The organism is Sulfurimonas paralvinellae (assembly GCF_014905135.1).
GTDB classification, from domain to species: domain Bacteria; phylum Campylobacterota; class Campylobacteria; order Campylobacterales; family Sulfurimonadaceae; genus Sulfurimonas; species Sulfurimonas paralvinellae.
Genome location: NZ_CP041406.1, coordinates 1,173,518 through 1,199,686, shown reverse-complemented (window position 1 = coordinate 1,199,686; position 26,169 = coordinate 1,173,518). Strand labels below are relative to the sequence as shown.

Below are 26,169 nucleotides of genomic sequence, written 5' to 3'. Positions count from 1 at the left end.
GAGAAAGAATGATAGTAGGATTGAACGGGAAGGTTATTTACAAAGAACCCTCTTTTGTGCATGTGAATGTAAACGGTGTCGTTTATGAAGTTTTTATATCATTACATACTTTTTCTGCATTGCCGAGTGATGAGGTCTCCCTTGTCACTTCCCAGATAATTCGTGAAGATGCAAATTTGCTGTATGGATTTATGGATATACAGGAGAAAAAGCTTTTTACCCGGCTTATCAAGATAAACGGTGTCGGACCAAAGGTCGCAATGGCTATATGCTCGACCTACACACCGGCACAGTTCGCAACGATACTCAGCAACAAAGATGTCAAAGCAGTGCAGAAAGTTCCGGGAATAGGGCCAAAAAGTGCAGGGCGCATCTTGGTTGAGCTAAATGGTTTTGATGCGGAGATGCTCAGCAGCGGTGCGCAGCCGTCTGCTTCTGCCGCTTACAATGAAGCAAGTGAAGCGCTTGAAGCACTTGGATTTAAAAAAGATAAGATTTCAAAAGCACTGAGTGCCTGTGAGGGTGAAGATACTGCTTCGCTTGTCAAAGGTGCTTTGAAATTACTACAAACAATTTAAAGATATTAAAGAAGGAATCATATATTGAAATTAACAATTTTATTTGGCGGGGCGAGTTTTGAACATGAGATCAGCATTGTAAGTGCGATTACTATCAAGGAGAAACTAGCAGGGTTTGATCTGAGTTTTGTTTTTTGTGACAGTGATCATACATTTTACTTGATCGATCCTTCAAAGATGAAAGCTGTGACTTTCTCCAAAGGTGAACATAAAAAAATGCCGCAGCTTACACTCACGCATGGTGCATTTGCACAGAAAAAAGGTGTATTCGGCGGTGCAGTTGAGCATAACAATGTTGTGCTCAATCTCATTCACGGAGCAGACGGTGAAGATGGAACGATAGCGGCACTGCTTGACTTTTACTCTATCAAGTACATCGGTCCTCGTGTTGATGCCTGTATATTTTCTTATGACAAACGCTATACAAAGTATCTTTGTGAAGCGATTAATGTAAAAAGTGTCCGTTATGAAGTGGCACATAAAGATGAGCTGGGTAATATCTCCATTTCATACCCTTTGATTGTAAAACCAACCCGTCTTGGAAGCTCAATAGGTGTAAGCATCGTTAAAGATGAGAGTGAACTTGATTATGCGCTTGATGTTGCCTTTGAGTTTGATTCTGTTGTCATTGTCGAGCCTTTTTTAGAAGGTGTCAAAGAGTATAATCTGGCGGGATATTTCGCTGATGGTGCTATGCATTACTCCATAGTAGAAGAGCCGTATAAAGAGGAGTTCTTGGATTTTGAAAAAAAATATATGGACTTTTCACGCTCTGAGCAAGTATTGAAAGCCGATATTTCTACAGAGCTTGAAGCACGTCTCAAAGCGAATTTTGATAAAGTTTATAGAGGAATGTTTGAAGGGGCACTCATCCGTTGTGACTTTTTTGTCCATAATGATGAAGTGATGCTCAATGAGATCAATCCAATTCCAGGTTCGATGGCGAACTATCTTTTTGAAGATTTTGAAAAAGTGATCGAATCTCTCAGCAGCTCTCTGCCTCACGCAAAGCGGCCGAAAGTTTCTTATGAGTACATTCACTCGATTTCAAAGGCAAAAGGTAAATAATGGCCGTAAAGTCCATCCAGTTTAAACAGCATACGTTTGACATAAGTTATGAAATACTCAACCCTGAAGCAAAAGTAGACTTGATTGTTCTGCATGGCTGGGGCAGTAATAAAAACCTGATGAAACAGAGTTTTGGCAACTATATGAACGGATTCCGTCATATCTACATAGACCTTCCCGGATTTGGCAATTCAACATGTTCTATGGAGCTTACAACGGTTGATGTCGCAAGAATAGTTGAGCTTTTGATGATTCATATCAATGCACAAAAAGACATTATTTTAGGACACTCTTTTGGCGGTAAGGTCGCATTGCTTTTGGAGCCTAAGATTTTGGTACTTGTGGCAAGTGCGGGAATATATCAAGAAAAATCATTCAAGGTCAAAACGAAAATAGCACTCTTTAAACTGCTTAAAGTGTTCGGGTTTTCAAAACTACGCTCTCTTTTTGTTGCCGATGACGCGAAACAGCTCAGCGAATACATGTACCAGACCTTTAAAAACGTTGTCAATGAAGATTTTTCTGACGAGTTTGCAAAATATGAGGGAAGAGCACTTCTCTTTTGGGGAAAAGACGATACTGCTACACCGCTTAGTGCTGCGAAAAAGATCCATGAACTCACAAAAGATTCACGACTTGAAGTCTATGATGGGGATCATTACTTTTTCATGAATCATGCAGGAGAAATTTCAAAGATCATTGAAGAAGAGTTCTTAAAAAGCATAGGGCATTAAGCGATGGAGCATTATGAAACATTCGTAGCTTTTGTCGTTAATGTGCTTTTTGTCACGCTGCTTGGCTGGTATCTCATAACGAATCTACAGTGGTATGATTACAAATTAGAGAGAGTCATTCTCAAACACCATAAACCACATTGGCACATTTTATACTTCATCATTCCTCTTGTGGCTTACTATACGACAGGTAAATTCTTTACTATCTTTTTTGTCTTTGCCGTCCTGCCAGCCATCATTATATGGTACAAAGGACTTGATAAGAAACTCGTACTCACCTGGCGTGTCAAACGATTTTTGATTCTGCTTATTTCTCTTACGCTTTTTCAGGACATTATCTGCACATTGAAATACGGATGTGAAATATATGGTGTTTTAATGCCGCTTGCCTTTGCTTATATCGGCTCAACTCTTATTGAGAAGTTTCTGTTTACAATGTATAAAAAAGAAGCGAAGAAAAAACTTCAAAATATGAAAGATCTTCAAATCATCTGTATTACGGGGAGTTACGGCAAGACAAGTATTAAAAACTTTGTTGCGCAGATACTCTCACGCAAGTACAATGTCTATGCAACGCCAAGAAGTGTCAATACCATCGGTGGTATTGTTGCCGATGTGAACAATAATCTGCGTGAGGATGTAGAAGTCTATGTTTGTGAAGCGGGTGCACGTGAAGCTGGAGATATTTTAGAGATTACGACTTTTTTAGAACCGCAGACGGTTGTTGTCGGACGTGTGGGAGAAGCACACATAGAGTACTTTAAAACACTTGAGAATATCATACGGACAAAACTCGAGATAATGCAATCTCCAAGACTTGAGCATGCTTTTATTCACTCCTCTGTAACGGATGAGCCGCATGAAAAAGTGACCTTTTTCGGCGATGAGATAGCAGATGTAAAAGCGACACTCGATGGTATTGACTTTACGATGGAACTTGACGGTAAAAAATTAGCACTGCATACTAATATCTTGGGTGCATTTCAGACAATGAACATCGCTGTCGCGGTGCGTATAGCCAAACTCTTTGGCATGAGTGATGAAGAGAGCGTAAAAGCGGTCGAGAGGCTTGAACCGGTCGAACACAGACTGCAGCTTATAAAAGCCGGAGGTAAAATAATTATTGATGACGGTTATAACGGTAATATTGACGGAATGCTTGAAGGCATACGCCTCTGCTCTACTCATGAGGGTAGAAAGGTCATTGTGACACCAGGCTTAGTGGAGAGTAGTGAAGAGCTTAACTTGAAGCTTATCGATGCTATCAACGAAGTCTTTGATATTGTCATTGTTACAGGTGCGCTTAATGCGGAACTCTTTGAAAAAAATCTCAAAGTTGCTACTAAAATTATGCTTGCAGATAAAACTGCATTGACGGACGTGCTAGCAAACCAGACAAAAGTGGGTGATATTATTCTTTTTGCCAACGATGCTCCCAATTTCATTTAATCACAGAAACTATTAAGCTTAGTTTGTTTACAATAACCTATCTTACATAAAAGGTGTTAAAATGAAAAAATTGTTAGTAAGTCTAGCAGCAGTAGCTGCATTAAGTTCAGCGGCATTCGCTACAGTAAACAGCCAAACAGGTTGTGGTTTAGGTTCAGTAATTATCAAAGATAATTCATCAGCAGTTATGCTTGCACTTCAAGCTACAACAAACGGTACATCTGGAAACCAGACTTTCGGTATTACTTCAGGAACTTCTGGATGTAAAAAAACAAAACTTGTAATGAATGAAAGAGCACAAGAGTTCGTTGCTTCTAACATGGACATCTTAGCAAAAGAGATTGCAGTTGGTCACGGTGAATCATTAGATACTTTAGATGAGCTTTTAAAAGTTCAAGATAAAGTAGCTTTCAATGCGGCACTTCAAGCAAACTATAACAAAATCTATAGCAGCAAATCAGTTAAAATGGCTGACGTTCTAGATAATATTTCTACTACAGCGCTATAATTCCACTCTTCACGCAGGATATTCTGCGTGAGAACTTCTTCTGAATAAGGTTTTATCATTAACTCTTTTCTACGTATAGTTTTTATACTTTTGAGTACAACACTTCTCTGTGCAAACAGTGTTCAAAATTATAAAAATAAAGCTCAAAAACTTGAACTCTCAAAAAAACACTACTGGCATATTTTACTTCATACAAACGATGATGAGAGTGAGATAGACGATCCAAATTTTTTCTTTGCAAAAGATGGAAAGAATAATCCTGAACATGAACTTGCAGCAACGCTTGATGCATTTTTTTCTGATGAAGTCAAAGATGACAACTCCAGTATCTGTAAATTTCCGGCACGATATGCTTGGCTGAAAGAGCAGCTGCAGGCAGATGATTTTCCAACAGCCATATGTAAAGAGTATGATAAAATCTTTGCAAGAGTAGATCCTAAATCGACAACGATGGTCTTTCCGGCCGCTCACATCAACTCTCCGGCTTCTATGTTCGGGCATACTTTTTTAAGAATCAACTCCTCTTACAATTCTAAACTACTATCTTATGCTGTCAATTATGCTGCCAATGCAAATACCGAGACTGAAAATGGTGTTGTCTTTGCCATTAAAGGTCTTGTAGGCGGTTATTACGGCAGATATTCGCTTCTTCCATATTATGAAAAGCTCAAAGAGTACCGTGACAGCGAGCAGCGTGATATATGGGAGTATGATCTTAATCTTACGCAAGAAGAGACAGTGCGTATGTTTCGTCATATCTGGGAATTAAATGGTACAAATTCTTATTACTACTTCTTTACGGAAAATTGCTCTTACAATATGCTCTGGCTGCTTGAAGCTGCCCGACCGACACTCCATTTAAGAGATCATTTTGTCTATCAGGTTATTCCATTGGAGACGGTTCATGTCGTAAAACAAGCAGGAATTGTTACACAGGAGAACTACAGACCGTCAAAACGAACAAAACTTCTTAAGTATGAGATACTGTTGGATGAGAAATATAAGGAACTGCCCATAGAACTTGTTGAGGGAGATAAAAAAGCAGAAGATATTCAGAGTGATGAAACAATCAGTATCGATCAAAAGCGCTATATTTTAGAGAGCGGCGTGGAGTATTTGGAATATCAATACAGCCGTGGGAAGATTAAAAAAGATACTTATCTTGAACTTTTTCATAAAATGACGTCAGAGCGTGCAAAACTTGGTATAACCAAACCTTTGGATATTAAAACTCCGCCAAATCCAATTGACGGGCATAGAGCTGTTCGTGCACAGTTTGGTCTGGGTGTTAAAGATGGTGACTTTATTGGTTATCTGGGTATTCGTCCGGCATATCATGATCTCCAAGATAGTAGTTACGGATTTTTACGGGGTACACAGATAGAGTTTATGAACCTGTTGGCATCAACTTCAAAAAAAGAGACAAAAATCGAAGAAGCAACTATTATTTCCATTGTTTCGATTGCTCAAAGAAGTCTTTTTTTTAAGAATTTTTCGTGGCGAACTAAGATTGGCTGGGATAATGACTACCTCACGCAAGATCCTACATTTGGGCTGAGTGTCGGTGCCGGTTTTTCCTGGGGAAATGATATCGGTTTTTTCTATGGAATGGTTGATCCCATACTCTACCAAAACAGTAGTTTTCATGCAGGTGTCGGTGGAAGTATAGGTGCAAAAATAGATAAATATAAAGATTTTAACACCAATGTAGAATTTACTCAAAGAGTATATGACAGCGGTGATAAACAACTGCTTATAAAAGCTGCACAGGGTTATAGAATATCTCAAAATAAGCAAATAGTGCTAAAATACGATTATAAAGATAAAATATCCAAAAACATTACAAGAGATGAGCAGATCTTTAGGTTGATGTTGAAGTATTATTTTTAAAAAGAGGACTTTGAGTGAAATTTATAGACGGTATTACAAAATATGTGGCATATTTAACAGCAGTGATATTAGCACTTTTAGTAATTCTGGTTGTTTTTGATGCAACAAGCCGTTATCTTTTCTCTGAAGGTTCAACGGCTCTGCAGGAGTTGGAATGGCATTTCTTTGATGTTGTGATACTCTTGAGTATTGCCTATACATTACGAAACAATGCCCATGTCCGTGTCGATATCTTTTATGACAGATTCTCAGAGAAAACAAAAGCACTTATCAATATACTTTCATTTGTTCTTTTTGTACTGCCGCTCTCTTTTTTAATAATCTATATCGGTATCGGTTTTGTGGAACTCAGTTATGTGCAGCATGAGGCTTCAAGTGATCCGGGAGGGTTGAAATACCGTTGGATAGTCAAGTCTTTGATGCCTCTTGCTTTTATGCTTTTAGCATTGCAGGCTTTTAAAGAGCTCTTAAGTGACATAAAAAGATGGAGAGAACTGTGATAGCTCTGGTTATGTTCGCAGTCGCTCTTTTACTGCTTCTTTTTGGAGTGCCTGTCGCCTTTGCTTTTGGCGGTGTAGCGATGATGTTTGCATTCTTCACTCCAGATGTCGGATTTGAAGTCTTTAACATTCTGCCGTTTCGTATCTATGGCATTATGAGTAATACCACGCTGATGGCTGTACCGCTTTTCATCATGATGGGACTCATCTTGGAAAAATCAGGTATGGCAGAGAAACTTCTGATGTCTATGAGCTCACTTTTTAAAGGTGTCCGTGGCGGGCTTGGCGTGAGTGTTGTTTTAGTTGGTGCTATTCTTGCGGCTTCGACAGGAATTGTTTCAGCGAGTGTTGTTATGATGAGTGTTATAGCACTTCCTTTGATGCTCCAAGCCGGCTATAACAAAGGGCTTGCATCGGGAACTATCGCAGCAAGCGGTACACTTGGGCAGATCATTCCGCCTTCTATCATTCTCATTGTTCTTGGTGATGTTATGAGCGTGAGTGTAGGTGAGCTTTTTATGGGAGCCGTTCTGCCGGGTTTGACACTTGTCGGACTCTACATAACGTACATAATGATCCGTGCGTACATAAACAAAGAAGATGCCCCGGCAATCATAACAGATGAGCAGGTTAATATTATTGGTCTGCTGCTAGCTATAATCCCGCCATTGCTTTTAATGGTGGCGGTTCTTGGGAGTATTTTTGCCGGTATAGCATCTCCGACTGAATCGGCGGCTTTTGGTGTTGTCGGCGGTCTCATTCTCTCCGGAGTAAACAGAACACTCAATTTTGAAATGATAAAATATGCTCTCTTTGAGACAATGAAGCTCTCTGGGATGATATTTATGATTCTTATCGGTGCTACGGCATTTAGTCTGGTCTTTAACGAGCTTGGAGGGACTGACCTTATACTGGAGTTTTTCTCTCACGATATCGGTAATGTATGGGTGTTCATAGGTGTAGCGATGCTTAGTATCTTCATACTTGGATTTTTTATCGACTTTATCGAGATAAGTTTCATTATCGTACCTATCTTAGTGCCTGTCATGGAAGCTTTTGGAATCGATCCTATCTGGTTTGCGGTACTTATAGCCATGAACTTACAGGCATCGTTTTTGACGCCTCCATTTGGACTTTCTTTGTTTTTCTTAAAAGGTGCAGCCGGTAAGAGCATCACGACCATGGATATCTACAAAGGAATTATTCCATTTATTTTGTTGCAGCTTTTAGGTCTTGGCCTTGTCATTCTTTTCCCTGATCTTGTCTTTGCCTTTATTTAAGAGTACTTTTAAGACATTTTCATAACGATATCTTCGAGTGAGTTGGCACACATACGCATACGTTTACTTATTTCTTTGAGCTGTGCTAAAAGTTCTCTGTGAATAAAGACTTTATGCGTATCTTCACATTGTGCTAATGCTGCCATACGAGAGACATATGTATCCATCAGTTCATCATAGGTATCACGCACTCTCTGTGCATTTTCAGCTGTCTTCTTTGCTGAACTTTTTACTGTTTTAAAACCGGCTGTGAGCAGTTCTGCTTGCAGTTGTATCTTTTTAATCAGAGCTGCATAATCATCATCGAGTTGCACAATATTGTAGGCTCTTGCTTCAATGACAAAGTGCCGGACACTAATGGCGATCCAGTCAAGTTCCGTAATGACACGGTAGATGGACTCTCTGTCAAAAGGCGTGATGAAGGTATCGAGAAGATCTTTCATATTGGTGTCACGAATCTCTTTTGCTTTATGCTGATCTTGTAAAATGGCTTCACAGCTCTTTTCATCGTTTTCTAAAAAGCACCGGTACAGATCATCGGTGATCTTTTTAATGGTCATAGCGTGTTCATTGAGCGCTGAGAGAAAATCAACCTCTTTTGGCAAGATGTATTTTTTAATAAATGATGTTATCATGAAAAAACTCCTAAGATTTTTATTAACAGGTAGGAATAAAGTGCACCAAACCCCATAGATACAGGAACATTGATAAGCCATCCGAGGATGATCTCTCCGGCACGCTTCCATCCGACATGTGAGGGTTTTTCGGCTGCTCCGTTACCTAAAAGTGTGGCAGTCACAACCTGTGTCGTTGATGTCGGTGCACCAATGGCAGTTGCAAGTGTGTTTACCAAAGCGGCTCCGAGCTGATTGGCGACAGAGTGTATAAGCTTGACATGATAAAGCTCAAAACCGAGTGTTTTTATAATGCTCCAGCCGCCAAACATCGTTCCGAGTGTTATAGCTGTTGTACACATGAGAATGACCCATAGAGGGATGGTAAATGTTTGTGTCTCATGGGAGGCTAAGAGCATCATTCCAATGATAGCCATTCCTTTCTGCGCATCGTTTGCTCCATGAGAGAAGCCGAGCCAGGAGACACTGAAGTATTGCGAAATGACAAAAAGAGGGCGTATCTGCATGGTAAAACGCTTAAAGACAAAAAAGATGAGTTTCATAATAAGAAAACCGATGATAAAACCCAAAAAAGGAGAGGCAAAGAGACCTGCGACCACTTTCATAACACCTGTCAGTTCTCCATGCTGCATCGCTTCTATGCCCCAGTTTATCTGAGTATTTCCAACAATGAAAAGTCCTGCACCGACAAGTCCGCCTGCAAGCGAGTTGGATGAAGAGGAGGGTAGTCCAAAACGCCATGTTATGAGATTGTAAGTGACTGCTGCCAAAAGGGCGGCAATCACAAGTGCCTGTGCATCACGCAGAGGGGCATTGGAGATATTGACAAATGTTCCGACAGTATCTGCCACGGCAAGTCCGGCAATAAGTGGTCCCAAGAATGTAAAGATAGAGACAAGTGCTATGGCCGTACTTGTGCGCATGGCACGTGAGGCTATGGCTGTTGCCACCATATCTGCCGAGTCATGAAAACCGTTTGTAAAGTCAAAGATAAAAACACTTATAACAGTGGCAATAATGAGAAAAGTTGTTAAATCCATAACTTTATTGTACAATTTTTATGAATAATATAAAAGAGAAGAAAATGAATAAAATTTTATATGCACCGTGGCGTGATGAGTATGTGACAAACGAAAAAATAGAAGGGTGTGTGTTTTGCTATATTGCCGCTCACGCAGAAGAAGATGATAAGCTGCATGTGCTTTACCGAGATGAACACTGTTTTATAGTAATGAACAAGTACCCGTATACTCCCGGACATTTTATGATCATTCCAAATATACACACGGACAAACTCGAAGAGCTGTCAAGCGAGACATGGCTGCATATGTCTGCACTGGCACAAAAAGGTGTACGGCTTTTAAAAGAAGGTTTTGGTGCAAAAGGTGTCAATATCGGCATGAACCTTGGCGCTGCAGCCGGAGCGGGGATAGCCGAGCATATTCATATGCATCTGGTTCCACGTTGGGAGAGAGATACAAACTTCATAACATCCATTGGAGAAACACGGGTATACTCGACTGATTTTGAGAAGATATATGACAAGATAAAAAGTATGATACCTGAGTATGTAAGTGATATTGTTTAGAAATTTTCTGCTGATTTTTCTGCTATTTGCAGCAGTACAGGCAGCCCAATACCCTAAGACTTTTGATACGATGGGAACGCCACTCTATAAGGCTTCTAAAGAGCTGCAATATTTTTCAGACAGTAAAGTATTGAGTGGAAAAGTAAAAAAATATATACAAGATTCACAAAATCTTCTGCGTGAGGGTATGAATGTAGATAAAAGTGATGTTCGACAGAAAAAGCTGGAATATCTGAAAAAGTTACGAAATCTGCAAAAAGAGTATGACTATATTGTTCATTTGATTCGTGTTGAAATAACAAAGAGTATTCGGGATAATGATATTGAAAAATTTATTTCATTAACTTCTCATGAAGTTGATGGTCTTCTTTCACCAAGAGCTTTGCGTGAGCAGTCTATAAAGTACTATCAAAAACATAAGTATAAAAAACAAAATCACTATTTAGAAAAAATTATCAAAGAAGAGAATTTGCTTGAGAGGTCTTCAGAAGAGTTCTTTAATCAGACAGAATCATCACAACTAAGCTCTCATACAATCAACAAAAAAAGTAGTAAAAATGTTTTTGCAAGTGTTAAAAAAACGAAGAAATATACAGATATTTTTTTTACGAACAAAAATCTCTATGACGTGACTTTGCAAGTAAAATCAAAAAATAAAAATATTAAGGCAGTAAAGTATAAAGAAGATCTTTTTGTACTTGGGGCAGACAGTACCGTGCGATATGCACGATATTATTTCAAGGCTCCGTTTGCACAATATGCTGTAAGTTATCGGTGGATATTGGGTTCAAAGGATGCAAGGCATGATAATAATTATCTTTACAGATTACCTTACGCTATCGGTCAATCACATATGGTCTCACAAGGATTTAATGGTAAAAGTACGCATAAGGGGCATTCTCAGTATGCAGTAGATTTTATGATGGATGTCGGGACGAAGATATATGCCGCACGTGGAGGAGTAGTTGTCAAGACAAAAGATAATTCAGACAAGCATGGCTTTGCCAAAGCATTTGCAAAATATGGTAACTATGTAACTATTCTGCACAGTGATGGAACTTTTGGTACCTATTATCATCTTAAGAAGAGGGGAGTTTTAGTTCATACAGGAGAAAAAGTAGAGCGGGGATATCCACTTGGATACTCTGGAAATACAGGTTATACAAGTGGTCCACATCTACACTTCGCTGTATTTAAAGCAACAGATAAATTAAAAACAAGAAGTTTGCCGATACGGTTTATTTCTACTCAAGGTATTGTAACGAATCCTAAAGTAGGCACATATTATCGAGCGAAATAATATTATTTACGTAGCTTTAAAAATAGGTAGATATAATAAATCTCATATTTATAAAATATAAGGAAAACTTAATGAAGAGAAGAGAGTTTTTAAAAACTTCGATCGCAGCATCTGCTGCGGTTTTGGGTTCTACGACTCTATCAGCAGGTGAAACTCATCAGCCGATAGACAATAGAAAAGTTGCAAAAATGGCGTTTCCCGAAAAACGTCCAATGATTACATATTCAGACAGACCACCACTTTTGGAATCACCTAGAAGTACTTTTACACGAGGTATTACTGAAAATGACGAGTTCTTTGTTCGTTGGCATATGCCGGATATTCCGACGCATATTGACTTGGACAGTTTTAAGATCAAGATAAACGGTATGGTCAAAAGAGAACTTGAGATCAGTGTAAAAGAGTTGAAGAATGACTTTGAACAGGTGGAAGTGACTGCAGTCGTTCAATGCGGTGGTAACTCTCGTTCAGCATTTACTCCAATCCCTGGCGGTATTCAATGGGGAAGCGGTGCTATGGGCTGTGCAAAATGGAAAGGTGTAAGACTCTCTGACCTTTTAGAACGTGCCGGACTGCAAAAAGGGGCACAATGGATAGGATTTAACGGTGCAGAAAAAGCGGCATACTATAAAACACCGAACTTTGTAAGAGAGTTGGAACTTACAGAGCTTGATGACCATGTTATCGTAGCTTATGAGATGAATGGCGAAGATCTGCCATACTTGAATGGTTTCCCTCTTCGTCTTATCATTCCCGGATATTATTCAGACAGCTGGGTTAAGATGCTTAACAACATTACGGTAACAGACAAGTACAAATCTCTTTTCTTTATGGATAAGGCATACCGTGTTCCGGATAATGCAACTGAAAGTGAAGATCCACAACATCTTGTTAAAAAGACGAAACCTATTACGCATATGAATGTTAAATCTGTCATAGGATATCCTGAAAACGGTATGAAGTTATATCATAACTCTCATGTAGTTGTACGTGGTGTTGCTTTTGACGGTGGTCATGGTATTGAAAAAGTTCTTATCTCGGCTGACGGCGGTAAAACTTGGGAAAAAGCAGAATTGAAGCGACATGGCCGTTATGCATATACTGAATTTAGATATGCATATAAGCCTACTGAGTATGGTAAAGTGACATTTATGGCTAAAGCTGTTAACTATCTTGGTGATGAACAGCCATTTGCAAAAGATATCAAATGGAATCGCGGTGGTTATAAATATAACGGCATAGATGAAGTTACAGTAGAAGTTATCTAAGGAAAAAAAATGAAAAAAATATTATTATTACTTGTATTATCGGTAGGTTCACTTTTTGCACAGCTCAAAGGTGATATGGAAGTTCCTTATATCTCGTATGAGATTAAAATGGGTCATGGTTTTGATACTGTTCAGGCAAACTGTCTTATGTGTCACTCATTTGGTTATATTTTAAATCAAGGGCCGCAGTCAAAGGAATTTTGGAATAAAAAGATCGATAAAATGATTGATGAATTCAAAGCACCTATTACAAAAGAAGATCACAAAATAATTGCAGATTATCTTTTCAAGCATTACGGTAACGGAAAATTAAAATAGTTCCTTTGGGAGCTATTTTAAGTATGTATTTTATATTTAACATTGATTTTACTATAGGGTGATAAAATCAGTGTTAAATGTACAAAAAGGGGACAACAATGAATTTTAAATCTATGTCAATTAGTAAAAAGATACATATCCCGCTTATAGCTTCTATAGTTCTAGGTTTCATCATAGTTCTTATCAACTACTTTTATTCAATCAAAGAGTTGACAAGCGATGTGTATGCCAAAGAGGAAAAAACACTTTCTTTAACATACATAGAACTTATGAATGCAAAAAAAGACATAGGTATAACCAATGCCATCAATATCTCTAAAAACTACAGTGTCATCCGCGCATTACTTGAAAATAACAGAACAATAGCCATAACGGGTCTAAAAGACCTCTCCACCGAATTTAAAAACTATACTAAATTTAAAAATATCAAAGTACATATCCACGATGCAAATATTCACAGTTTTTTAAGAGCATGGAAGCCGAATAAATTTGGTGATGATCTCAGTGGTTTTCGACATACGATAGTAGCTGTAAAACAGCAAAAGAAACCGATTGTCGCTGTTGAACTTGGTCGTGCAGGTTTGGTTTTAAGAGGACTTGCCCCTGTCATTGAAAATGGTCAATATTTAGGTTCTGTAGAATTTATGCAGGGTTTGAACTCTATTATAAAGTCTGCTAAAAAGAATAATGGCTACGATATTATCATTGTTATGAAAAATGATTTTCTTTCTGTTGCTACAAAGTTGCAAGATGCTCCGAAAATTGGCAAATATACGCTTGCCGTGAAAAAAAATGTTGTTAACCCTGTTTTAATGAATGATCTTCAAAATATGCAGCTTGATAAAACAGGTAAATTTCAGATTACAGATAAATATTTTGCAGTATCTGAACCTATTAAAGACTTTTCCGGAAAAATTGTAGGCTATGCCGTTGCTGCAGAAGAGTTGGAAAAAGTGAACAGCGTTATAGCGCAATCTGAAGACTCACTGCTGATGCAGGTATATATTATGTCTTTCATTGACCTGTTAATTTTGATCTTTTTGCTTATTGTGATCAAAAAATCAGTGACAGAACCAATTATCAATCTTGATAATGTTGCCAATGAACTGGCACAGGGTGATGCGGATCTTAGCAAACGCTTACCGATTAAAAGTCATGATGAACTCGGTCATGCAAGCGAAAGTTTCAATGCATTTTTAGATAAAGTGGAAAAAATAGCACTTGATGCTCAAACAGATGCAAAAAAAGCGGAAGAAGCTGCCAAAGTAGCTGAAGCAGTTGGAGAGAAAAACAAGCTTACACTTGCGTTATCATCCGAGATGATAAGCGGTGCTGTTAACAATGCTGAGAACCTTCGAAGAGGTATGGCTGAGAGTGTAGAGAGTGTAACACAGGCAAACGAACTCAATGCCGAAACAGCTAAAGTTGTGCAGGAAGTCAGTGAATCTACGAATAACATTAAAAATGCCATTTATAATATCACTGAAATGATTACAGAATCAAGAAATTCGTCTGAAGAGCTTAACACGAATGTAGAAGAGATTTATAATGTGATTTCTTTGATAAAAGATATCTCTGATCAGACAAATCTCTTGGCTCTTAATGCAGCCATAGAAGCGGCACGTGCAGGTGAACATGGACGAGGTTTCGCTGTTGTTGCCGATGAAGTTCGTAAACTCGCAGAGCGTACACAAAAAGCGACAAGTGAAGTTGAAGCAAATATCAGTGTCTTGAAGCAAAATTCTATGAATATGAGTGAGAACAGTGAAAAAATAGAAGAACACTCTGTAGAATCCCAAAATACACTTGATGCATTTATTACGACACTTACGCAGCTCATTGAAAATAGTAAAGTTATTACTAAAGACAATGAAATTATTGGGCAGGAACTGTTTGCAAATATGGCAAAACTCGATCATATGGTTTACAAAAACTATGCTTATTCTTCTATGATTGAAGGAAAGCTCAATTTTACACCTACAGACTATACAGAATGCAGATTTGGTAAATGGTATGCAGACGAAGGAAAAACACACTATGGCAAAAGTAGTGCGTTTAAAGCTATATTAGAGCCACATAAAAAAGTTCATGAAGATATCGCAAAAGCGATGAGCAAAATAGACAGTAAAGATATTGATGAGATCATCAAGTTGTTCAAAGATGCGGAAAAAGCTTCATCTGAACTATTTGATTATTTAGATAAGATGGTGAAAGAAGGCGTTTAGTCCTTTTTCTTGTCAGATTTTAAAACAAAATAAAAAATCCCTGCAATTACAACAAAAACTCCTATTCTGATAGTAAGTGTTGTCATATCTGTTGCATCATTCATATAAATCCTTTAAGTTTTTGTTTGCAGCATCTCCCCAGCGTTTGAGAAATGTTTCTCTTGAGAGAACAGTCGTCCCGAGCCGCTTTTTATACTCCATATGCGGATGACCCATATTCCAAAAAGCAAAGCCTTCTTTCTGTAGCTGTTGTGCTAATAAAACAAGTTGGAGTTTTCCGCAGTTATTATATCTTTTTTCTCTTGAACTGAAACCGCTAAGGCTGGTGTATGTAGTTCCAATTACATAACCTATCTCTCCTGCTATGAGTTCTTTTGTCACGCGTGAGACAAGTTCTATAGAATGCAGGCGAAAATTGTCATATGAGTTGTGATTGCGGTGCATATTTTTCATCAAGGTGAGATAGTCACCTTTTAACCAGTTGTATCGCTGATGCTGCTTTTGGATGTTATGGAGTACTGCATCGAAGTTGTTATTGAAAGAAAGTGTGAATTCATCTTTTGCAATGAGCTTTCGCACTTTGGATGAAATGTGTAATTTGTCAAAATCCAGGACTCCGTACTCAAACTGTATCTCAGGCAGCAGAACAAGACCTTCTAAAGTATCATAGGAGGTGCTTATAAAGCCTAATTGAGCTAACTTGATATAAAGAGCATCATTCCACTCATCACTCCAGTAATAGTTCACTTTTATGTTTTTTACGATTTCTTTAAAAAGTGTAGCATCGTCGAGTTGATCTAAAGAGAGTTTGTATATTTGCTCTTGCAAGTGATGTCCAGATAGTTATTTATAAATTGTAGCAAATAGCATCTTACATGGAGATAATGAGTTCTAAGTTTAAATAATATTGTTGATTATGGAAATTTATAAGTTATGGATGGGGTAGAGGGATTAAAAGTTCCCCTATTTTAGGTATTTTAATAAGTGTATATTGAAAATATACCCCTATATATACCCCTAAAAAATCAACTACATACAACTCAGCCTTATATTTCTTAATACCTATTATAGTTATTTATTCTTTACTTTCATTCACTTTATAAACTATAGTATATCCTTTAAAAATTAAACCTCTGATGTTGTCATCATCAAAATAAATGGATTTTCTACATTTATAAGGCATATCTTGTATATCTTCAATTAATTTTTTTATCTCTCTTTTAAATTTATTTGCTCTATTCTTGCTATCTTGAGCAATGTAGTCCCAAATGTTGTTAAAAGAGTTTATAAATTTTGGCTGATAGATAATTTGTATGTTTACTTACGAGTATGCTGTTCTATTTCACTCCATACTTCTGTATGTGAGAGTGGCTTGGTTTTTCCACTTTCAATATCTTCTAAAGCCTCTTGAAAGTAAGCCTTTTCTTCTTGATATTGCTCAGAGTTCAAATAATCATCTTTTTTATCGATCAAATTTAGAAGGTATTCATTAATCTTTGATTGCATATCAATACCAGCACTTTTAAGCTTTTGATAAACATCATCTTGAATATTTAAAGATACTTGCATCTGTAACTATCTCCTCTTCTTTATCATACGTATAACATATTTAGAGATACTCATAAATTGCTATTAGCAGGATGTGGGACTTTGATTAACCTAGCTACCTAAGATTTATTTAGATAAACCATTAAAAATTATTTTTTCTAACTTTACTGTATCTGCAAACTGCACACATTCAATAGCTGAATCTATATACTCTTTTGGAGAGATTTGTGAATAATCTATGAATTTATATCCATTGTAGGCGGCTATCATATCTATAAACATTCGTGTTATTCTACCATTTAATTCATAAAATGGGTGTAGAGCATTAAGCTCACATTTATAATAAGCCAGCTTTTTAGCAAATTCTGATTTTGGATGAGACTCATAATTTTTAAGATAGTTATCGGATTTAAGTTCTTCAAATATTTTTTGAGAAGAACTTTTAACAAACTCTCCTTGACAAAATCTGGATTCACCTTTTATCATATTAAAATCTCTATATAATCCAGCCCATTCATAGAGTGATTCAAATGTTCTTTTATGGAGTGAAATCAAATACGCTTCATCAAAACGAGTCTTTTCGTCAAGTTCATTGAAAAAGACAGTATATGCTTCTTCTAAGAGCTCTTTTTCTATTTCGTGGATAGTTTGAGTATCTTTAATGTCAAATTTATTGATTGGAACATCGCTGTCCTCATAATAGAATTTATTATCTACTAACTGATACTTTGATGTCATATTTTTCTCTAAGTGATTGAGCTTTTTTAATCACTGAATTGTTTGGAGTTGAATAACCTTCAATTGCTTGAGAGATTGTTACAATTCTAGAGATAATTTTTTTATTAACAGGATTTTTACTCATTATATATACTCCATATATTTGTGCATATTATACCAAAAATAGTGTTGTTGTAAATAATGTGGGACTTTGATTTGTTTTATGTTTGGTTTGACAACAGTCTTACAATCATAATCAACATCTTCTCATTTTAATCTTCTATTATAAAACGGCTTGCCTCTAAATACTCTTGCAAATCATCTTCAACCATCTCTTTTATCCATTGAGGAGCAAGAATATAAAGTCGAGGTATCCAATACTTTACAATAGGAAGTATTTCCATTTCATGTGTTATAGTAACGCTAAATTCCATAGTATCATCACTGTTGAGTGAATCTATCTTTTGAGTTGGTAGAGGTCGTCGCTTAAAATACTTTGTCGCCAACTTATCTGCATAGAGTTTTACTTCAAATGGTTCATTATCTCTTTGAAACCAGATTGAGAGAGAATTATCTAGTAGTTTCTCAAGTTCATCTTCTGGTTCAAAAGTTACTTCTAACAATTTAGGCTGAGATATATTTTTGAGGTAGTATTTTTTTAAAATATCATCTTGAAGTGCTATAAGATACCAGAATCCTTCAAAATTGACTATTTTTAAAGGTTGAATAGTAGTAGTGTATAGTTCATGTTTTTCATTGCTATAAAAGCATTGCAATTCCTTTTTTTCTCGAATTGCAGTCTCTAAAACTTGTATATCACCAAACTTATCACTAATATCTTCTATGTTGAGTTTAGTATAAATAGGATTAAAATCTTCGTTTTTAATTTTTGAGAGGAGCTTATGGGCTTTTGTTGAGAACTTTCCACCTATCCCCTCAGTAATCTTTTCCATTATATCAAGGACTATCTCATCTTCCAGAGATTGAGTCTTCTCTATTTTATAGCCCTCTTGCATCTTCCATTTTTTCTTCTCTTGATAGATGGGAAAAGAAGCAAGACGTTCGTTGAAATCACGCTGTATTGTTCTTTCACTTGTATTAAACTCTTTTGCAAGCTCTTTGACAGAGAGTGCTTCACCATCATTTAGCTTTGATAAAATTACTGTTAATCTGGTTAATATCTTATCATAGTCGTGTTTATATGCCATTTTTATTTTTCCTCTAATATTTTTCTTATTTGATTATAATCTTCAAAGCTATATCCATAAATCACAACTTCACAATCCATATCTATATGCCTCTGAAAGAAGTTTTTATAAAGGTGTATAACATCAGTTTTATCCAGTTCACCAACACCACAACCCATTAGTGGTAAAACAAGTTTCATAGTGTCTGATTTATTTTTTGCATACCAAAAGAGATAATTTTCTATATTTTGTAAAGCTTTTTTAATAATATCTATTGTTGGCTTTTTCTCATTATGTTTCACCCCTTTGTTGTAATTCATTACTGCAACATGCAACGAGTATTTAAAATTATTAGCTCCGCCAGATGATGTAGCAACAACATCTCCTTGTATCAAACCGCCTTTAATATATTTCAGGACACTGTTCATCTCGTTTTGTAATTCAATGCCACAGTGTCTTTTAAAAGCCATAGAAACACCACTACCAAGTATCAGCTTAGTATTTGAAGCATTGACAATAAAATCTGTTTCTTCATTTAGTAGGTTCCCTTGTTTTACAACTATTGAATATGGCATATTAACTGTACCTCTTTTTAAATTAACTTTCTAAAAAATTTATAATCATTTTATTTCTACTATTCTTCTTATCCAAGGATGCTATATATTTAGCTGTATCTAATTTATATGAAAATTCATCTTCAATACAAGATTTTTGATTTTCATTTAGTTTCATACTATAACAATAGACATTACTTTTTTCTTTAAATTTATGATTAGTCGTTGCATCAATTATATACCTATACGGAGAAACTAAATATTCATTATGCTCTTGAACAAGTCCAATTCTTGGTCCTTGAAATAAAAAATTATCTTTATTGTCATTTTTAATTATCTTTATAATTGAAGTATTTATACCTAATAATAAAGGTTGTAACTCTTTTCTTTCTAAATCTAAAATTTTCAATATATGCTTTAAAACATTAGTTGGTCCATCAATGTATTGATTTGTAGTAACAGATTTAATACCTCTTATTAAAATACCACCAAATTCTTTTTTATCTTTATTCCCAAATGTAATATCGAGACCACCTCTGCCTTTGGTATGAACATACCATGTATTTGAAAAAAGCTGATACTCACTTTTGTGTATGGAACAGTTACTATGATTATTGCTGTAAAAATAAAATTCTATTTCTGTTATATAAAACGATTCTTCTGCAATTTTTAATATTGAATTATTTAATAACAATTCTGCAATGCTACTAAAATCATATTCATTATCTTTTATTTTGATCATTTTATTTAAATTACTCATTTTAAGCTTTTTTTTTCAAATCTAATTTGTAATAAATATCTCTTTCATCTCTATCATAGATAGTAAAATGATACTTTTCATACAGTTTCATCGCAGGAATATATTCTCTTGAATCATATGTATAAAGATGTAAGTATTTTTTATTTAACTCTTTCGCCCTATCAATAGAAAAATTTAACAATTTTTTACTTAATCCTTGTCCTCTATACTCTTTATCAATACAAAACCAACCAAGCCAACACATATCGCTAGTGTCTTCCGCTTCGTTATAAATACCAGTTAAACCCATTACCTTGTCTTTAGTCGTATCTAGCATTATAAAATACTGCATACTTGTTAATTCATTTTTCTTCCAGCATTCTTCATAGTTATTTTTATCTAAACTTGCTTGTAGTGTTTCTTTTTCGTAACTTTTTAAATCAGAAAAAATTTTATCTCTAAGTATAACTGTCTGATTTATAGTTTCAACAGTCAAAGGTTTGATTATAAACTTACTACTTGTCATTACTTCCTTCCTTAATTAACTGCTGCAACTGCTCCCAAATCCGAACCATAGCCAAAGTATCAAGCCTACAATAAGCCAATAAATCTTTCTTTATCTCAGCTAATTGGCTTTTATCTTTTAGCAAATAAAGGTTAGCAAAAGTATCCATAGCATCGCCACCATTTTGAATAGAGCCAAGCTTTTTATAATCTAGTTCATCATCATTTGGGAAAAGTGTTGGTAAAACAATCTTTATAGAGTATTTACCGTTAAATTTTGGATGGTAGTAGTGTTTGTATTGGAATGGGTGTGCAAGGTCTATAAACCTCTCATTTAAAGCCAACAGTTCATCACTAATATCTGAACACACTTGTGCCAAGTTTTTAATCTGTGTTATCTCAAACGATTGATTAAAAGCTATAATTGAACCAGTTGGTGTAATGTCTCTTAACATCTGCTCAGATAATGGTCTCCTTGGGTCGCTATTTTCATCTCCCAAAAACTCCTTATGCTCTAGTGTTCCATCTTCATGTAAGATATGTAACGAATACTGAAAAGGCATTTGTGCATAAGGTCTTTGGTTGTCAAATCGTGGAATAGCATTTTGAAAAGTTTCAAAGTCGAAGAAGTTTATCGGGTATTCGATCGTGTCTAAGAACTCTTTAATCTTTGGTTTGTCTATTTTTATCTCTTGAGATTTATGATGTTTTATTTGTAAAGTGGCATTTTTACCAAGATGAAAATTACTTGGAATATCATCTATACTAAGGATACCTTGATAGTAAAGTTTCCATTGCTTACCCGTAGCATACGATATATCAAATACTGAATTTTTCTTAGGTATATGTTGCCAACAATGAGAGATAAAATCACATCCATGAGGGTCACTACAATGTTTACCAATGTCTATATCAGGTATGTCACCTTTTAACATCTCTTCTATCTCTAAAAGTTGTGGCTTTATATCATCTTGTTTTTCTAAAACTATATCTGTAATATCATCAATGCCAAATAACTCTTTTATATTTAGTTCACCATTTCTTACATACTTATTGTTAATATGGACTACATAGGCACGATTTAGATTTATAGCCTTAGAGAGTGCATACCATTGGATTAAAGTGTCATTGATGTGATACTCTTTTACATGTGTACTAGCTTTTACTTCATAAATATCCCAAGCATTTCCATTTTTGACTAAAATATCAGCCATTGCAAAGATACCATCTTCTTTGAATGTTGCTTCATAAATTACTTCTGTTCCGTTAGATATAAGCTCTTTAGTTTTTTCAATCATTCCATTGAAATTATTGCTATCAAATTCTATTTCAACACCATCAGGAAATAGCTCTTTTGCTAACTTTCCAACATCATACCCAGTATTAAAGCTCGATTCTGTTTGATTGTTTGGAGTATCTCTCAGTTCTTGTTTATTTTTATATAACCATAGTGACTTGTGACATTGTAAGCCTCTTATGTATAGGGATTTAGAGAGTATCAATGTTAATAGCTTTCAATGTTTTTAACAAATTTTCTAAAAATACAACTAAATCATTTTGCTTGCAAAGTTCAAATTCCTCATTTTTATAGACCGTAATATCGTATGTTTCATTATCTATGTCAAAAGTTTTTAATGTATCCATAATTTTATTTGGTATTTGTTTATTATTTTTTTCAAAAAATTCAATAATATATTTTTCATTATATATTATATTAATCTCAAAACTATAATTATCTTTATTTTTCCAATTTTTTATAGCTATATGAGGATATGTTTCCTTTATATCACTGCTTGGATGTGGATAAATTTCCAAAAAAGGTTCTAGGCTATTTAATTTTTCTTGAATATGTTGTAATAAGTATATACTATGCATTTCGTAAACTCGACTCCAACCCCATCCAGTTGCCTTGCTACTACTCCAACCATTATTTAAAAAGATAGCATTATTATTAATTTGTATATGATAATAATTTGCATATGATATTGGTGTCCACTTTTTATTTGGATTTATAAAATAACTTCTCCAATCATTACAATTAAATTCAAAACTATTAATAATACTTGTAAGCTCTTGTTTTATATCCTCATAATTTAATTCATCCAATAATTTTTTAAATTCTTCTTTTTCAAAAATCCTCCTCCAGTTTTCGTTTTTCTCCCTGAGTCCTAAACCAAAACTTCCAAAAGTATATTTATTGCTATTTTTTTTATGTGGAAGATAGTTTCCAAAAGTGAGAAGTGCTCTATGAAGCAACATCTCATTTTCTTTTTTATCTTCTTTAACACTTGCAAACTCCCATAAGGCTTGAAATTTCTCCATATATTTTTTAAAATTATCTTCACTTATTTCATTTTCTGCGGATATTTTAATTAGAAATTTGACTTCACCATCAAGATAATTATGATTTTCTGCATTTAAGAAATCTTTTTCCCAATCATGCTGATGTTTTTCATCCTCAATAATAGTTGCTTTTTCAATTTCTTCTTTTAATTGCTCTGATATATTATCTCCAAAGTCGTTTTCAGATAGAAATTCATATAAATTATCAATATGTTCACCTAAATTATTAATAAACTTTATACTATTTTCAAAATCCTTTATATTGTCGTATGCTATATTATGAATTATGTTTATATTAACTCTAGCCCAGCTTTTAAAGGTCTCTTGAGATTCACTTGGTAATCCTTTTTTCAAGAAAAACACCATAAGCATATAAAATTTTAATCTTTCAGCATAACTGATATCTTTTGGATTTTTGAGAAAATTCTGAAGAATGTTTAAATCTCGTCTTATTTCATCTGTATGATTGTCTTGGTAGGATGTTAAACAATCTAATACTTTACATATATCATCGATTTTTTCTGTATATATAAACTTAAAAATATCAACTCTATTGAACTCTTTACTATAAAAAGCTGTAATATTTTTGAAAAAGTTTAAAAATAACTCATCTGCTCTTTGTGCTGGACTATCTTCATCCTTTTCTTTTCTAAGGTTCCAAAAAATATCATACCATTCATTATCAAGTTTTGCTTTTTTTTCTTCATTATTTAAAAATTTTTCAAAATTTGATTTAAAATTCTCAAATTCTGAGAGAGGCTTACCTCTTGCATTCATTTTAATATATAGTTCATCAGTAAGTTTAAATTCATCTAATGGTAAAAAAGAAAAAGTAATTTGTTTGTGTTTTTTTGAAATTAGTTTTTCAAATAATCCCTTCTCATTTTTAAATTTATCTTGCACACTATCAAGCATTTTAAGCATACTTTTAATAGTTGGGTCATTTTCCCAATCACTAAAAAACCAAGTTTGATTTTTAATTGTGGTAGAGATTTCTTCTTCTTTTAAATTGACTGTGTTATTTATTAGTAATTTAATAAATTCTCTTGAAGATAGTCTTGTTTCGTAAGTAAACTTTGTGAGTATTTTTTTTGTATCTTCATTTAGTTTTTCATCTTTAAGTACTAAAAAATAATGAAGTAAAAAAAGGGTTGTTAATCTTTGCTGTCCATCTAATAGTATCAAGTAACCATCTTTTACAGTTCCATATACAAAATCTAAATCTATTTTTGTTTCACTATTTAGAACTTCCAATAAATTATTTAAAAAATTTTCCCTAATATCTTGAGCTTGTTTATTTTCTCTTCCTTGAGCATAATCTCTTTGAATAATTGGAATTTTTATACCAACTTCGTTAAGTAATTCCCAAAAAGTATATTTTTTATTTTGTAATTCAATCATTTTCTACATCCTCTAATTCGCATTTAACACTATATTTTTGTAGTAAATTAAGAATTTCATTCCTATAGTTTTCTACATCATCGTCTGTCCAATTCATCATATTTGACAACTTACTACTATATTGTTTTAAAAATACATTTTTTGTACAAACAGGGATAAAATTCCCATTACTATCTTGATCAATAATTATTGTTCTTTTTACGGGAAAAAATGCATTACCATAGCTACGATTTGTTTTGCTATCCAGTAGAGTCAAGTTACCTATACTATCTTTGTTCTCATCAGTTGGTTCTTTAATATTTAACATCTTTTTAACTAATAAAGTAAACTTATCAAAATTCTTTTTTATCTTATTTATTTTATCTTTATTAATTTCTCTATTTCCTATATATTTATAAACTGTTTTTATCCATTCTTCTTGATTTATATTATCAGTTTGTGAAGCAATATGTTCAATATCCCAATCTTTAAATTTAAAATGAAAAAAGTCAAATCGTACATTGGAGTTTTTATTTTTTAGTATTGTTTCTATATTAAACAAAAGCAACATTTTATGAACACCTTTTTCTCCATATCTTAAAGTCATTAAATTAATGTTTGGAATACCTTTTTCAATCAACTCGTTTAACTCAATTTTAAACTCATCTTTTGTTTTATCCTCATATTTCTCATACAAACTCAAAAGACTATGTTTAAAATGAATTAAATAAGCAACTTTATGATAAATCTCTCTATCGTTATACCAATTTAAAAAAGATCTATAAAGTTCTTGCGACTCTTTCCAAATTTTATTTTCTGATTTAAAATCGGTTTTTAAAATATGTGCGAAAATATAATATGCATATTTATCTTCGGTGATTTTAAAATTTAGTTTTTGGTTTTTTTGTTCATCTTCATGATTTTTATATTTTTCTTCTATTATTTTATTGTAGATTTTTTGATACTTTTGAGCTAGAGCAGTAAATATCAAATCAATTGCTGTTTCACTTTTTGAATCATTACTAAGAAAATACCAAAAATCATTCTTTTGCAAAGTTTGTTCGATATTGTCCCAAACTGATGAAAATTCAATTTGTTCTTTATAGTCTTTTATTGGTAAAAGAAGCATTGCTTTAATGAGCTCGGCATTTGTAAGTCCTATTTTTCCTATATTTAAGCGACTAAATATCTCTATCTCTTCTTTATCATTTTTGCAGTCAACTTCATACCAAATAAATTTAGTATTTTTCATAAGAGTATCTAAAAACAATTTTTTATTTTTGGTTTTAAACCACTCTTTTGTTGTTTGATATGCTTTTGACATATGATAATAATCTGGATTTGAATCATTTATCTTTTCTGTCAATTTATTGTTTAAGAAATCTTGACTATTTGTTCGGGTTTCATACTCTATTGAGTAAGGCTCTTGTACCTCAAAATCTTCAATATCACAAAATTCAAAAATATCTTTTACTTCATCATTATTATTTAATTCTTTTTTTATATCGTTAAATCTTTTACTACTCTCTTGAAGATATTTTAAGATGATGTAAATTGTTGTAAGTCTCTGTTGTCCATCAATGACTTTATAATGGGTATTTTCATCATCATATCTAAGAACAATTGGTTGAAGACAATAAAATTCATTTTGTGTCTTTATTTTATGTGCGAACTCATCAATATCATCAAGTAAATCTAAAACTTGCCTATCATCCCATCGATAACCCCTCTGATATGAAGGTATAAAAAACTTACTAGCCTTTTTATTTTCATAAATAACTTTTTCAATACTTTTTAAGTCTAAATTTTTAGTCTCATTATAATCCATAGATAAATATCCTATCATTTTACTTAGT

27 protein-coding genes are annotated in these 26,169 nt (G+C 34.3%); 13 read left to right on the top strand and 14 right to left on the bottom strand.

From position 1 onward, the window contains the following. Positions 1–8 precede the first annotated feature (8 nt). The 8 genes from ruvA to FM071_RS06245 all read left to right on the top strand — a co-directional run bounded on the left by ruvA (position 9) and on the right by FM071_RS06245 (position 8,007). Positions 9–578, top strand: a complete 570-nt coding sequence (gene ruvA / locus FM071_RS06280; protein WP_193109907.1) for a Holliday junction branch migration protein RuvA — start codon at positions 9–11, stop codon at positions 576–578. A gap of 24 nt (positions 579–602) precedes the next feature. Next, positions 603–1,646, top strand: a complete 1,044-nt coding sequence (locus tag FM071_RS06275) for a D-alanine--D-alanine ligase (protein WP_193109906.1) — start codon at positions 603–605, stop codon at positions 1,644–1,646. Beyond that, positions 1,646–2,380 carry an EstV family lipase gene (locus FM071_RS06270; RefSeq protein WP_193109905.1) on the top strand — a complete coding sequence of 245 codons (735 nt, stop codon included), beginning with the start codon at positions 1,646–1,648 and terminating at the stop codon, positions 2,378–2,380. Before FM071_RS06275 ends, FM071_RS06270 begins: the two co-directional genes overlap by 1 nt. A gap of 3 nt (positions 2,381–2,383) precedes the next feature. Further along, a complete protein-coding gene (locus tag FM071_RS06265; RefSeq protein ID WP_193109904.1) occupies positions 2,384–3,829 on the top strand; it encodes a Mur ligase family protein in 1,446 nt (481 codons plus the stop codon). Positions 3,830–3,890: 61 nt separating this feature from the next. After that, entirely contained in the window at positions 3,891–4,337 is a 447-nt protein-coding gene (locus FM071_RS06260; RefSeq protein ID WP_193109903.1) for a DUF3015 family protein, read from the top strand. Between the two features lie 90 nt (positions 4,338–4,427). After that, positions 4,428–6,227 (top strand): Lnb N-terminal periplasmic domain-containing protein, encoded by a 1,800-nt coding sequence (locus tag FM071_RS06255; protein ID WP_193109902.1) that lies wholly within the window; start codon positions 4,428–4,430, stop codon positions 6,225–6,227. A 14-nt stretch (positions 6,228–6,241) separates the two neighbouring features. Beyond that, positions 6,242–6,727 (top strand): TRAP transporter small permease subunit, encoded by a 486-nt coding sequence (locus tag FM071_RS06250; RefSeq protein ID WP_226960501.1) that lies wholly within the window; start codon positions 6,242–6,244, stop codon positions 6,725–6,727. After that, positions 6,724–8,007 (top strand): TRAP transporter large permease, encoded by a 1,284-nt coding sequence (locus FM071_RS06245; RefSeq protein ID WP_193109901.1) that lies wholly within the window; start codon positions 6,724–6,726, stop codon positions 8,005–8,007. Before FM071_RS06250 ends, FM071_RS06245 begins: the two co-directional genes overlap by 4 nt. 8 nt (positions 8,008–8,015) lie before the next feature. Here the strand turns inward: FM071_RS06245 and FM071_RS06240 are convergent, their stop codons facing one another. Both FM071_RS06240 and FM071_RS06235 read right to left on the bottom strand, forming a co-directional pair. Next, positions 8,016–8,642, bottom strand: coding sequence for a DUF47 domain-containing protein (locus FM071_RS06240; RefSeq protein WP_193109899.1), 627 nt, complete (start codon positions 8,640–8,642; stop codon positions 8,016–8,018). Next, positions 8,639–9,682 carry an inorganic phosphate transporter gene (locus FM071_RS06235; RefSeq protein WP_193109898.1) on the bottom strand — a complete coding sequence of 348 codons (1,044 nt, stop codon included), beginning with the start codon at positions 9,680–9,682 and terminating at the stop codon, positions 8,639–8,641. The genes FM071_RS06240 and FM071_RS06235 overlap by 4 nt, the downstream gene beginning before the upstream one ends. Before the next feature lie 44 nt (positions 9,683–9,726). Between FM071_RS06235 and FM071_RS06230 the strand changes: the two genes are divergently transcribed. The 5 genes from FM071_RS06230 to FM071_RS06210 all read left to right on the top strand — a co-directional run bounded on the left by FM071_RS06230 (position 9,727) and on the right by FM071_RS06210 (position 15,341). Further along, complete coding sequence (locus FM071_RS06230; protein ID WP_193109897.1) at positions 9,727–10,230, top strand: HIT family protein; 504 nt, start codon at positions 9,727–9,729, stop codon at positions 10,228–10,230. Beyond that, positions 10,223–11,530: a M23 family metallopeptidase gene (locus FM071_RS06225; protein WP_193109896.1), complete on the top strand. Its 1,308-nt coding sequence runs from the start codon at positions 10,223–10,225 to the stop codon at positions 11,528–11,530. The genes FM071_RS06230 and FM071_RS06225 overlap by 8 nt, the downstream gene beginning before the upstream one ends. A 71-nt stretch (positions 11,531–11,601) precedes the next feature. Further along, a complete protein-coding gene (locus FM071_RS06220) occupies positions 11,602–12,798 on the top strand; it encodes a molybdopterin-dependent oxidoreductase (RefSeq protein WP_193109895.1) in 1,197 nt (398 codons plus the stop codon). A gap of 9 nt (positions 12,799–12,807) precedes the next feature. Further along, a complete protein-coding gene (locus tag FM071_RS06215; RefSeq protein ID WP_193109894.1) occupies positions 12,808–13,116 on the top strand; it encodes a sulfite:cytochrome C oxidoreductase subunit B in 309 nt (102 codons plus the stop codon). 98 nt (positions 13,117–13,214) lie between these two features. Beyond that, entirely contained in the window at positions 13,215–15,341 is a 2,127-nt protein-coding gene (locus tag FM071_RS06210; RefSeq protein WP_283949400.1) for a methyl-accepting chemotaxis protein, read from the top strand. A gap of 96 nt (positions 15,342–15,437) precedes the next feature. On the opposite strand, the gene FM071_RS06205 is transcribed toward FM071_RS06210, so the two are convergent. The 12 genes from FM071_RS06205 to FM071_RS06150 form a co-directional block, all read right to left on the bottom strand. Next, on the bottom strand, positions 15,438–16,169 hold the full coding sequence (locus FM071_RS06205) for a GNAT family N-acetyltransferase (RefSeq protein WP_193109892.1): 732 nt from the start codon (positions 16,167–16,169) through the stop codon (positions 15,438–15,440). 247 nt (positions 16,170–16,416) lie between these two features. After that, the gene (locus tag FM071_RS06200; protein ID WP_226960598.1) at positions 16,417–16,647 is read right to left on the bottom strand and encodes a type II toxin-antitoxin system RelE/ParE family toxin; all 231 of its coding nucleotides are present in this window, start codon (positions 16,645–16,647) and stop codon (positions 16,417–16,419) included. A gap of 11 nt (positions 16,648–16,658) precedes the next feature. Continuing rightward, positions 16,659–16,910, bottom strand: coding sequence for a hypothetical protein (locus tag FM071_RS06195; protein WP_193109890.1), 252 nt, complete (start codon positions 16,908–16,910; stop codon positions 16,659–16,661). A gap of 105 nt (positions 16,911–17,015) precedes the next feature. Then, entirely contained in the window at positions 17,016–17,627 is a 612-nt protein-coding gene (locus FM071_RS06190) for a Fic/DOC family protein (protein ID WP_193109889.1), read from the bottom strand. Continuing rightward, entirely contained in the window at positions 17,599–17,751 is a 153-nt protein-coding gene (locus FM071_RS06185) for a hypothetical protein (protein ID WP_193109887.1), read from the bottom strand. The genes FM071_RS06190 and FM071_RS06185 overlap by 29 nt, the downstream gene beginning before the upstream one ends. 127 nt (positions 17,752–17,878) lie before the next feature. Next, a complete protein-coding gene (locus FM071_RS06180) occupies positions 17,879–18,814 on the bottom strand; it encodes a helix-turn-helix transcriptional regulator (RefSeq protein ID WP_193109885.1) in 936 nt (311 codons plus the stop codon). Between the two features lie 2 nt (positions 18,815–18,816). Beyond that, positions 18,817–19,368 (bottom strand): macro domain-containing protein, encoded by a 552-nt coding sequence (locus FM071_RS06175; RefSeq protein ID WP_193109884.1) that lies wholly within the window; start codon positions 19,366–19,368, stop codon positions 18,817–18,819. 22 nt (positions 19,369–19,390) lie between these two features. Further along, positions 19,391–20,107 carry a hypothetical protein gene (locus FM071_RS06170; RefSeq protein WP_193109882.1) on the bottom strand — a complete coding sequence of 239 codons (717 nt, stop codon included), beginning with the start codon at positions 20,105–20,107 and terminating at the stop codon, positions 19,391–19,393. A gap of 1 nt (position 20,108) precedes the next feature. After that, positions 20,109–20,612, bottom strand: a complete 504-nt coding sequence (locus tag FM071_RS06165; RefSeq protein ID WP_193109880.1) for a GNAT family N-acetyltransferase — start codon at positions 20,610–20,612, stop codon at positions 20,109–20,111. Then, positions 20,602–22,092 carry a DUF2779 domain-containing protein gene (locus FM071_RS06160; protein ID WP_193109878.1) on the bottom strand — a complete coding sequence of 497 codons (1,491 nt, stop codon included), beginning with the start codon at positions 22,090–22,092 and terminating at the stop codon, positions 20,602–20,604. The genes FM071_RS06165 and FM071_RS06160 overlap by 11 nt, the downstream gene beginning before the upstream one ends. Further along, positions 22,079–24,334: a DUF262 domain-containing protein gene (locus FM071_RS06155; protein WP_193109876.1), complete on the bottom strand. Its 2,256-nt coding sequence runs from the start codon at positions 24,332–24,334 to the stop codon at positions 22,079–22,081. The genes FM071_RS06160 and FM071_RS06155 overlap by 14 nt, the downstream gene beginning before the upstream one ends. After that, on the bottom strand, positions 24,327–26,141 hold the full coding sequence (locus FM071_RS06150; RefSeq protein ID WP_193109874.1) for a DUF262 domain-containing protein: 1,815 nt from the start codon (positions 26,139–26,141) through the stop codon (positions 24,327–24,329). Before FM071_RS06150 ends, FM071_RS06155 begins: the two co-directional genes overlap by 8 nt. Positions 26,142–26,169: the final 28 nt, after the last annotated feature.

Excerpts from the sequence above, each read along its gene's own strand:
- ruvA (WP_193109907.1), top strand. The coding sequence starts at position 9 with ATGATAGTAGGATTGAACGGGAAGGTTATTTACAAAGAACCCTCTTTT.
- FM071_RS06270 (WP_193109905.1), top strand. The coding sequence starts at position 1,646 with ATGGCCGTAAAGTCCATCCAGTTTAAACAGCATACGTTTGACATAAGT.
- FM071_RS06265 (WP_193109904.1), top strand. The coding sequence starts at position 2,384 with ATGGAGCATTATGAAACATTCGTAGCTTTTGTCGTTAATGTGCTTTTT.
- FM071_RS06260 (WP_193109903.1), top strand. The coding sequence starts at position 3,891 with ATGAAAAAATTGTTAGTAAGTCTAGCAGCAGTAGCTGCATTAAGTTCA.
- FM071_RS06240 (WP_193109899.1), bottom strand. The coding sequence starts at position 8,642 with ATGATAACATCATTTATTAAAAAATACATCTTGCCAAAAGAGGTTGAT.
- FM071_RS06235 (WP_193109898.1), bottom strand. The coding sequence starts at position 9,682 with ATGGATTTAACAACTTTTCTCATTATTGCCACTGTTATAAGTGTTTTT.
- FM071_RS06230 (WP_193109897.1), top strand. The coding sequence starts at position 9,727 with ATGAATAAAATTTTATATGCACCGTGGCGTGATGAGTATGTGACAAAC.
- FM071_RS06220 (WP_193109895.1), top strand. The coding sequence starts at position 11,602 with ATGAAGAGAAGAGAGTTTTTAAAAACTTCGATCGCAGCATCTGCTGCG.
- FM071_RS06215 (WP_193109894.1), top strand. The coding sequence starts at position 12,808 with ATGAAAAAAATATTATTATTACTTGTATTATCGGTAGGTTCACTTTTT.
- FM071_RS06210 (WP_283949400.1), top strand. The coding sequence starts at position 13,215 with ATGAATTTTAAATCTATGTCAATTAGTAAAAAGATACATATCCCGCTT.
- FM071_RS06195 (WP_193109890.1), bottom strand. The coding sequence starts at position 16,910 with ATGCAAGTATCTTTAAATATTCAAGATGATGTTTATCAAAAGCTTAAA.
- FM071_RS06190 (WP_193109889.1), bottom strand. The coding sequence starts at position 17,627 with ATGACATCAAAGTATCAGTTAGTAGATAATAAATTCTATTATGAGGAC.
- FM071_RS06185 (WP_193109887.1), bottom strand. The coding sequence starts at position 17,751 with ATGAGTAAAAATCCTGTTAATAAAAAAATTATCTCTAGAATTGTAACA.
- FM071_RS06180 (WP_193109885.1), bottom strand. The coding sequence starts at position 18,814 with ATGGCATATAAACACGACTATGATAAGATATTAACCAGATTAACAGTA.
- FM071_RS06175 (WP_193109884.1), bottom strand. The coding sequence starts at position 19,368 with ATGCCATATTCAATAGTTGTAAAACAAGGGAACCTACTAAATGAAGAA.
- FM071_RS06170 (WP_193109882.1), bottom strand. The coding sequence starts at position 20,107 with ATGAGTAATTTAAATAAAATGATCAAAATAAAAGATAATGAATATGAT.
- FM071_RS06165 (WP_193109880.1), bottom strand. The coding sequence starts at position 20,612 with ATGACAAGTAGTAAGTTTATAATCAAACCTTTGACTGTTGAAACTATA.
- FM071_RS06155 (WP_193109876.1), bottom strand. The coding sequence starts at position 24,334 with ATGATTGAATTACAAAATAAAAAATATACTTTTTGGGAATTACTTAAC.
- FM071_RS06150 (WP_193109874.1), bottom strand. The coding sequence starts at position 26,141 with ATGGATTATAATGAGACTAAAAATTTAGACTTAAAAAGTATTGAAAAA.